At 61.7% G+C, this 7,872-nt stretch carries 8 protein-coding genes; 7 read left to right on the forward strand and 1 reads right to left on the reverse strand.

The features are described 5' to 3' along the window. The first annotated feature begins 182 nt into the window (after positions 1-182). From LPW30_RS06315 to LPW30_RS06345, 7 genes are all read left to right on the forward strand, one after another. Entirely contained in the window at positions 183-1,100 is a 918-nt protein-coding gene (locus LPW30_RS06315) for a hypothetical protein (RefSeq protein ID WP_239680352.1), read from the forward strand. Positions 1,101-1,170: 70 nt separating this feature from the next. Further along, positions 1,171-2,934 (forward strand): hypothetical protein, encoded by a 1,764-nt coding sequence (locus tag LPW30_RS06320; RefSeq protein ID WP_239680353.1) that lies wholly within the window; start codon positions 1,171-1,173, stop codon positions 2,932-2,934. Then, positions 2,934-3,365 (forward strand): hypothetical protein, encoded by a 432-nt coding sequence (locus LPW30_RS06325; protein ID WP_026623488.1) that lies wholly within the window; start codon positions 2,934-2,936, stop codon positions 3,363-3,365. The genes LPW30_RS06320 and LPW30_RS06325 overlap by 1 nt, the downstream gene beginning before the upstream one ends. After that, positions 3,362-4,069, forward strand: coding sequence for a C39 family peptidase (locus LPW30_RS06330; protein WP_238625719.1), 708 nt, complete (start codon positions 3,362-3,364; stop codon positions 4,067-4,069). Before LPW30_RS06325 ends, LPW30_RS06330 begins: the two co-directional genes overlap by 4 nt. Positions 4,070-4,107: 38 nt before the next feature. Further along, positions 4,108-5,259, forward strand: coding sequence for a transporter (locus LPW30_RS06335; RefSeq protein ID WP_239680354.1), 1,152 nt, complete (start codon positions 4,108-4,110; stop codon positions 5,257-5,259). Positions 5,260-5,478: 219 nt separating this feature from the next. Further along, on the forward strand, positions 5,479-6,189 hold the full coding sequence (locus tag LPW30_RS06340) for an aminodeoxychorismate lyase (protein ID WP_239680355.1): 711 nt from the start codon (positions 5,479-5,481) through the stop codon (positions 6,187-6,189). A gap of 82 nt (positions 6,190-6,271) precedes the next feature. Next, positions 6,272-6,934 (forward strand): MOSC domain-containing protein, encoded by a 663-nt coding sequence (locus LPW30_RS06345; RefSeq protein WP_239680356.1) that lies wholly within the window; start codon positions 6,272-6,274, stop codon positions 6,932-6,934. A gap of 472 nt (positions 6,935-7,406) precedes the next feature. Here LPW30_RS06345 and LPW30_RS06350 read toward each other — a convergent pair. Continuing rightward, positions 7,407-7,872, reverse strand: a 466-nt coding sequence (locus tag LPW30_RS06350) for a rhodanese-like domain-containing protein (protein WP_338018811.1), incomplete at its 5' end; no start/stop codon positions are given.

Raw genomic sequence — 7,872 nt, forward strand, 5'->3', positions numbered from 1 at the left:
CTTCCCAATCCGGACCTTCCCAACTGAATCTGGAAGAGATGGATAACATTACGGCAGGGGTTGCCTCTGGTCACCCCCTCAGTGCCAGCGGAGGGGCCATCGTCGGAAACGACTCCTCGGCGACGCTGAACTCAACAGGTCATGTTGAGTTACTTGAGGGCGCTCAGGCCAACGCCCGGGCGATGAACCTGGTCACAGGGGCCGAGAGCACCATTGCCAACGGCATCAACGTCTTTGACGGGCGGGCCGAGACCACCGCCGACATCATGGACGGTGCGCACTTCAACGTGGCACAGATCAACGACATCGTCCAGGAACAGCGCCGCGTGGCATCAGTGCCATCCTACGAGCGAATCGAGGCCAATATCGACCGGGTAACGTCGGACAGCGGCTCCAGTTTTGAGTCCTCAGAGCTGGCGTCATCCGAGAACATTACCAACGTGGAGACGCATTCCTTCGCGCGCAGCAACGAGAGCAGTGGTCGCGTGAACGCCAAGTCTACGGTGCTGGGGCAGGAGATACAGGCGGGACGGGGTCTGTCGGGTGCCGGTGATCTCGGTGTGCACTTTGATGCCGGTGAGTTCACGTTCGAGTCAGGTGGAGGTGTCTCGCTGCCCGGGGATGTCTCCTTTGAAGGAGAGGTGAGGGTCAACCTCAGGCTGCCCGAGATGACGGTGGAATTCGAGGGGGCAGGGTGTGCGGTCCAGAACGGCTCCTGCCAGGCCGAGGGGCGCTTCGAAGAGGAGATCATGGACATGGTGGACCGCTCCACTGCTCACAGCCAGGAGAGCAGTGAGGTCAGCGAGCGCTCCTGGGACACGGCACTGGATGAACGAATCCGGGCACCCTTCGTGCTGCGAGACGCTCAGGCTGAGTACATCGTGGTGGACAGTTCAGATCTGACGGTGGAATCCAGCTACCTGGTGGTGCTGGCAGGCAATGCCCAGGCTGATGTGCGGGCAATGAATGTGGTCAATGCCGCCGGCAGCGCCGTGGCCAACGGCGTCAATGTGGCCACCCAACGCTCCGGAGCGCTCAATGCCGGCGGGGGGCAATCCCTCAATCTGACGCAGACCAACGTCATCAGCCACAGCCGCTGAGATCGCCGTCAAATAAGGGTGGCGGTGGGGCTGTGTCCCGCCGCCCTTGACCAACAGGGAGGCTCGGATCATGAGTGTGTCCCAGGGTCTACTGAGGGTACCCATCGGGATGGCGCTGGGCCTTGCGTTGACGCCGACCCTTGCGGCGGCACCCAGGGCGCTGGATGACTTGGCACTGGACCGGGTTCAGGCCTCGGGGATGCTGGTACAGCAGCCCGGCCAGAGCGCCATCGGACCTCCCGATCGTCCCCTTCCGGACCGGGCCCGCGCCGGGGTGCAGGGCGCTGCTTCCATGGAGGCAGGATTACCCCCGCCACCGGGCGACGTGTCTGGCGTGGTGGCTGGAGGCGCCGTGTTCGACCGGGAATCGCTGAATCAGGTCCAGTTGGGGGGCGCTGCCCAGTCCGGTCTGACCGGGTTGAATGTGGTTAACGTCGCCCGAGCCGACGCCATCACCGGCCTGAATGTCTTTGAGGGTGGGGCCGTTGGAGGGCCCATCTCCCGGGTGGATCAGACCAATCATTTTGTGCAGGAGGGCGCGGACGGGGCTCAACTTGGTGCCACCACCAGTGGTCAGGACAGCCGCCGCTGGGAAGCGACCCAGTTACGGCAAGGCATTGGGGATCGCCAATCACGCATGGATACGCGCGTGGACCAGGAACTGAGTCAGGTCCGCACCCGTGCCCATTACAACGCTGCCGTACCCGGCGACAGCCTGGGGCGTGATTGGGAGGTGGGGCTGGATCTGTGCGGTGCCCCCACCTGCACGCTGCCCTCACTGACACTCCCCGCCGTCTCATTTGACTGGTTTACCGGAGAAGAACCCGCAAGGTTCGGTCTCGGTGCCGAGTTTTCGGGTCTGCAAATCCAGGGTGCCCAGGTGACGCCGGCCTCGATTCGGGGGGAGGGAGATGATCTGGTGGTGAACCTGGGGCAAATCAGCCTCCCCCCTCCAGATCTTCCCACCGTGCGTGGAGAGCTATGTTTGGGCGGCTGCGTCCGCGCCGACCTTGACTTCAATGTGGGCAATCGCACCACCGCGTCGTTGGATTTGGGCGAGATCCGCCTCGCAGGCGCCAACCCGCTCCAGGACCTGGATATCAAGCTAGGCCAAGGGATCGCGGCCGTGGGCAGTGGTCGTTTCGAGATGCAGACACCCCAGACGGGGGTTGATCTCAATCTGGGCCTCTCGCTGCCAGGCATCACTGAATCCTTCGTCCTGGATCTGGAACCCGTTGCCGGCATATTGACCTCCGCAGCCCTGGAGCTGCTGCCCGGTCGCCCGCTGCAGTCCCTGGAACTGGATCTGTCACTTCCCGATGCCCGCTTTGAAATCTCCCTGGGAGACTTGTTTGACCCGGGCGGTGAGCAGGGTCCGCCCTGGTCGACAGAATTCGGCATGCGGGCTGACCTGACCGATGGCATCCTCTGTCTAACCCGATCCGCGCAGTCCTGCGGCACCCAATCCATCGAGCGCCTGGAGTCATTCGAGCGCGTGCTGGAGAAGCAAACCCACACCTGGGAGCATCAATGGGAGCAGGATCGGTGGTCCCGGAGGGAACAGACAGAGCAGACGACCGGCGGTGAATTGGTCGGAGCCCGGGCGGACCTGATCACCCTGTCCGGAAGTCAGTCCCGGGTGGAGACCTACCATGTCGTTCAGGTGCACGGGGGCGCTCAGCAGACTTTGCGAGCGTTGAATGCTGCCAACGTCACCACCTCGCTCATGGGAGGGGCCACCAACGTGGCGCGCACCCCCGCCCACGTACGTGCCACGCAAGGGAATCCCTTGGCCGTGAGCCAAAGCAACACCTTTGTGCAGGGGTTTCAATGATGCCCATCCAATCTCGCAAGACATGGCTGCTGGCTTGCACCCTCTGGATGGCGGGAACCGCGCATGCCCAGTCGCCTCGACTGATGGATGATGCCTGGCTGGATCGCGTGGTGGCCGGTGCGGTGATGGGGGATTCCCAGGAGCTGGCCCGGTTCGAGGCAGCAAGAACCACCCGGCGGGGCAGTCACATCCATGTTCAAGGTCAGGCTGCGCTTCTGGACGGCCGCTCCAACCCCCAGGCCCTGCTGATACTGGGAGACAATGCTCAGCAGAACCTTTCCTCGCTGATCAACATCAACGCGGTCAACTCACCCGTGAATGTCTTGCTGAATCTGAACGTCAATATCGACTCCGTGGTCGGTCAGATGCAGCAGATCAATCTCCAGAGGGAGTTGGCAACGTCCCCAGCGGCGCTGGGAGGCCCCAGATGAAAGCCGTCGCCCCCGCGCTGCTGATATCGGCGCTTGCGACAGCAAGCCCGGTGGTGGATGGGGGCACGCCACTTCCGACCGCAGCGGGTCGCGTTTCCACCGACGTGATGCCCCTCAAGCAGTTGCGTGAGGCAGGATTGGTGCGCCAGGGGTGGGATGTCAGCTGTGGATCGGCTGCCTTGAGCACCATTCTCACCTACCATTTTGGCGACCCCTTCAGTGAGGCCACGATTGCCGTCAGTATCCTGGCCAACACAGACCCGGAGAGGGTCAGGGCACGTGGCGGATTCTCCCTTCTCGATCTCAAGCGCTTCGCCGAGGCCGTGGGCTATCAGGCAGAGGGCTACGCACAATTGACCCTGGAGGATCTGGAACACAGCCCGGTGCCTGCGATTCTCCCCATTCGCTATCGGGACCTGGATCATTTCGTGGTGTTCCGGGGCCGCGCCGGAAACCGTGTCCTGATTGGTGATCCGGCCTTCGGCAACCTCACCCTGTCGCTGGCACAGTTTGACGAGGCCTGGTCCAGTCGTATCGGGTTCTTCGTGCGGGAGGTGGGCCAATCGCCATGGGACCCGGGACAAGGACCGCTGGCTCCCAATGCGCTGAACACGCCACTACCCAACCTGGACTATGTTCACCGCCTGCTGAGGGCGGGTGGACCCGTGCCACCGGCCATACGCCATCTCCCGGTGACCCCGTGAGGGTGCCTCCGACCAGGAGGGGGATGTCCAGGCGGGGGATGTCGTGGCTATGCATCGTGGCGGTGAGCGGTGTGCCTGCCACCATGGCCATGGCCGATGAACGCATCGATCAATTGCAGGAGGAGTTGCGCGAACTGCGACGGGCCATCGTCGTGCGTGATGACGTCATCCGGCATCTTATCGACCGTCTTGACGAACTGGAATCCCATCTGCACCCATCTGCGCCGGGCCCGGCACAGATCAGGGAACCCGATCCGCAACAGGAGGCCCTGGAACAGGCCGTCCAGGAAGCCGCGGAGGAAGAGCGTCGTGAACAGGAACGCCTGATTCGGGCCGCGTTCGAACAAACCCTCATCGATCGTGGCGGTCTGCTGCTGCCGCCTGGAACCTTCGAAGCAGACCTGGGCTTCAGTTACATCAGCAGTTCCAGCGATCGTATCGTCATCGACGGCTTCACCATCCTGCCGGTTCTGGTGGTCGGGGACATTGTCAATGAGCGGGTCCGCACCGATATCGCCCAGACCACGTTCACCGGACGCATCGGGTTGCCTGGAGACTGGCAGCTGGAGGCGCGCATTCCCTGGGGATGGCAGCGCCGTCAGGTGGTCACTGCCGAAAACGAGGAGAGCACCCAGTCCGCTCAGGGGCTGGGTGATATCGAACTTGCCTTGTCTCATCAATTGATCAGGGGCTCGGAAAGGTGGCCCGATCTGCTGGGTAGCCTGCGTTGGAAGACCACGACCGGTGATAACCCCTTCGACCAGGAGCCGGGTCGACAGCTTTCCCTGGGCAGCGGTTTCAACAGTTATGCCGGCTCGCTGACCTTGGTGCATGTGACGGATCCGGCCGTTTTCTTTGGCGGACTGTCCTACACTTATAATGAGGGTGTGGACATCGAGGCGGGTCGGTTTCGCAGCGGTAATACCGTCGGTGCGCAGGTGGGTCTGGCGCTGGCGCTGAACCTGGACACGTCCATCAGCTTCGGATTTTCCCAGCAGGTGTCTGCCAGTAGCCGGATTGACGATGCGCGTATCCCCGGATCCTCCCTGGTGACCTCGACGTTCAATGTGGGTGCGTCCTACTCCACGTCTCCGGATTTCACAGTGGATTTCGGTCTGGGCATTGGCGTAACCGCGGATTCGCCGGACCTGCAGTTCACGGTGGGTATGCCGTTGCGGCTACGCCAGTGATGACGCATATTCCGCGATCCCGTGGCCGCCTTCTGGTGCAGGACGTGAGCGCATGCCACAGACCTTGCCCAACAACCGGAATCCGCACGCTACGCCGAATATGAGTATTTTTTCCCTGAGACTTCGGTATTTCGCCGCGATGACCTAAGCTTTGAGGGGTGGAATCACATAGCAACGCATTCAGACCACCCGCAAACTAACGCCAGCCACGCCCAATCCATGTCGACCGATCGCGTCACCTTCAGCTTTTTCCGTTATCCGCTCGGCTACAGCCCGGCAGCCTTTCTCTTCATGGGTTTTCGCCGCCTGTTCATCGGCCCCGATGTGCCCGCTGGCGACATCAGGCTCATGGGCTGCGGCGGGGGCGATGGTTTTTCGATCCTGCCCGATCCGCGCACCTACTGCCTGCTAAGCGGGTTGCCAGACGCTGCCGATGATCAGCGACTGCGGCAAAGCCGTTTCTATCGGCGCATCGCCGGGCCCAGCGAGGCACAACTGCATATCGAGTTGCGACCCATCTCGGGCCATGGCACCTGGGCCGGGCGCGAGCCGTTCGAGTACAGCGGCGAGCGCGCAACGGATGGACCCGTGGCGGTCCTCACCCACGCGCGTGTGCGTCGTAACCGGGTTCGATCCTTTTGGAGCGCCGTGCCCGCGATCCGCCAGCACCTGCACCAGGTCCCCGGCTGCTGGTTCCATATCGGCTTTGGTGAGACGCCCCTGCGCACGCTGGCCACCTTCACTCTGTGGCAGGACACTGAACAAATGCGCGCCTTCGCCTACCACAAGAGCCCGCACCATCGCACCCTGCGCGCAGCACGCCAGCAGGACTGGCTCTCGGAATCGATCTTCGTGCGTTTTCGGGTGGTGAATGTCACCGGCGATCTCAGCGCATGGTCGCCGCACCTGGCGGCGGGTGCGGCGGCATAGCATCGATCAGCATCACGGCTCGAAATGCAGTCTGCAGGCTCACTCTATAAGGTATTGCGGCTGCATTACCCTGGGGAGATACATGAACGAAATCTGGCCCGCTCGAGGCCCGTTCCTGCGTGACCGCCCGCTGATCGTGGAAGCCAGTGGTCGCCCCTCTGCCATGGACAAGCAGGCGGCTGATGTGCCCGCATGGCTGGATCGGGAGGGTTTCCAGGGTGATGGGGTGGTGAACCGGAAGCATCATGGTGGGCCGAACCGCACGGTGTGCCATTACCCGGCGGAGCACTATGCCCTTTGGGTCAAGCATTATCCCTTCCTGGAAGGTGAGCTGGTGCCCGGATCCTTTGGCGAGAATCTCAGTACCGACGGCCTTTCGGAGGGGGAGGTCTGCATTGGTGATTGCTTTCGCTGGGGGGAAGCGGTGATCCAGGTGAGCCAGCCCCGCTCCCCCTGCAGCACCCTGGAGGCCCGTCTTGAGGCACCGAGGCTGACACGTCGCATGTCCGACAGCGGTGCCATCGGTTGGTTGTATCGCACCCTGGAGCCAGGATGGGTCGCGCCGTATGCATCGCTGGAGCGGATTGAGTCCCATCCCGATCGAGTCAGCATTGCCCGGATCTGGGCCGCTCACGTGAATCATCATGCCGACATCGGCACGCTCGAGGCCCTGGCGGATCTGAAGCCGTTGTCGAACCTGTACAGGAACCGGTTTCGGCAGCGGCTGGACTATAGACGGGGCTAGGGCGGGTGACTATTGAAAATCTCAATTACCTATCGGATAGAAGGATTAAAAATGGCCCCAGTCGGGGCGTGATGCTGGCCGGCGTCTCGATCTGATGGACACCTGTCATGCAATTGGATTCTTTGACCCGGATGTCCCGGATGTCCCGGATGTCCCGGATTGAAGGCCAGGATGCGCTCTAACAGGCCCTCAAGGAGCCAGGGATGAGGAGGCGGTGGTAAGAGGGATCAGTGCGGGACGTAACAAAGGGGCGCGGATCGAAACCTCCCTCACTGGGCCGGGGGCTGCTGGTCTTGGTCTTGTGGTCTATCCAGCCAATAGGCCAACCTCGTGCAGAAATTGCCTGCCGGCCGGGGCCATGACCATGCTGGCCTTGGACGGTTACAGAATCAAACCACGATGGGGCGCCCATGCGCCCCACCGCCATCAAGCACAGCGAAATTTTTCTGGGTTTTTCAGAGCGGGAAAACGATTAGTCCCACCAATACATATAAGCCACATCCCTATAGATAAGTTGCGGCCGCAGCCGAGTCACATATGGGAGTCCATAGTGGTAACGCCAACCATTTTTATCCCTGTCATCGATGACACCGTCATGGTTTAGATCAACGATGAGGTTTTCTCGAATAGCATTGCCGTCGGCATCAAAATCGATCACCTTGGGGGCTGTCAAGTGAATGCCTACAAAGCCCTCCCAAATGTTCCTCACATGGGTATAACCCGCGTCGGTCAGGAGATTTGCAGCACCCACGCTGCGTACGCCGGTTCTGCACAAGGTGTAGATGGGTGTATCCTTTCGGGGAATGATGCGCTGGACATATTGCACGAAAGCAACATCGTCTTGAGGAATCCGCTCGCCGGATGAAGCACAAGCACCATCAGGATGCCGTATCTCGCATGTTTGATAAATGAACGGATATGGCACGTTATAGGCCCCT

Source organism: Ectothiorhodospira variabilis, from assembly GCF_022227625.1.
Classification (GTDB): domain Bacteria; phylum Pseudomonadota; class Gammaproteobacteria; order Ectothiorhodospirales; family Ectothiorhodospiraceae; genus Ectothiorhodospira; species Ectothiorhodospira haloalkaliphila.

Coding starts and splice junctions, on each gene's coding strand:
- LPW30_RS06315 (WP_239680352.1), top strand. CDS start 183: ATGAACCTGGTCACAGGGGCCGAGAGCACCATTGCCAACGGCATCAAC.
- LPW30_RS06320 (WP_239680353.1), top strand. CDS start 1,171: ATGAGTGTGTCCCAGGGTCTACTGAGGGTACCCATCGGGATGGCGCTG.
- LPW30_RS06325 (WP_026623488.1), top strand. CDS start 2,934: ATGCCCATCCAATCTCGCAAGACATGGCTGCTGGCTTGCACCCTCTGG.
- LPW30_RS06330 (WP_238625719.1), top strand. CDS start 3,362: ATGAAAGCCGTCGCCCCCGCGCTGCTGATATCGGCGCTTGCGACAGCA.
- LPW30_RS06335 (WP_239680354.1), top strand. CDS start 4,108: ATGTCGTGGCTATGCATCGTGGCGGTGAGCGGTGTGCCTGCCACCATG.
- LPW30_RS06340 (WP_239680355.1), top strand. CDS start 5,479: ATGTCGACCGATCGCGTCACCTTCAGCTTTTTCCGTTATCCGCTCGGC.
- LPW30_RS06345 (WP_239680356.1), top strand. CDS start 6,272: ATGAACGAAATCTGGCCCGCTCGAGGCCCGTTCCTGCGTGACCGCCCG.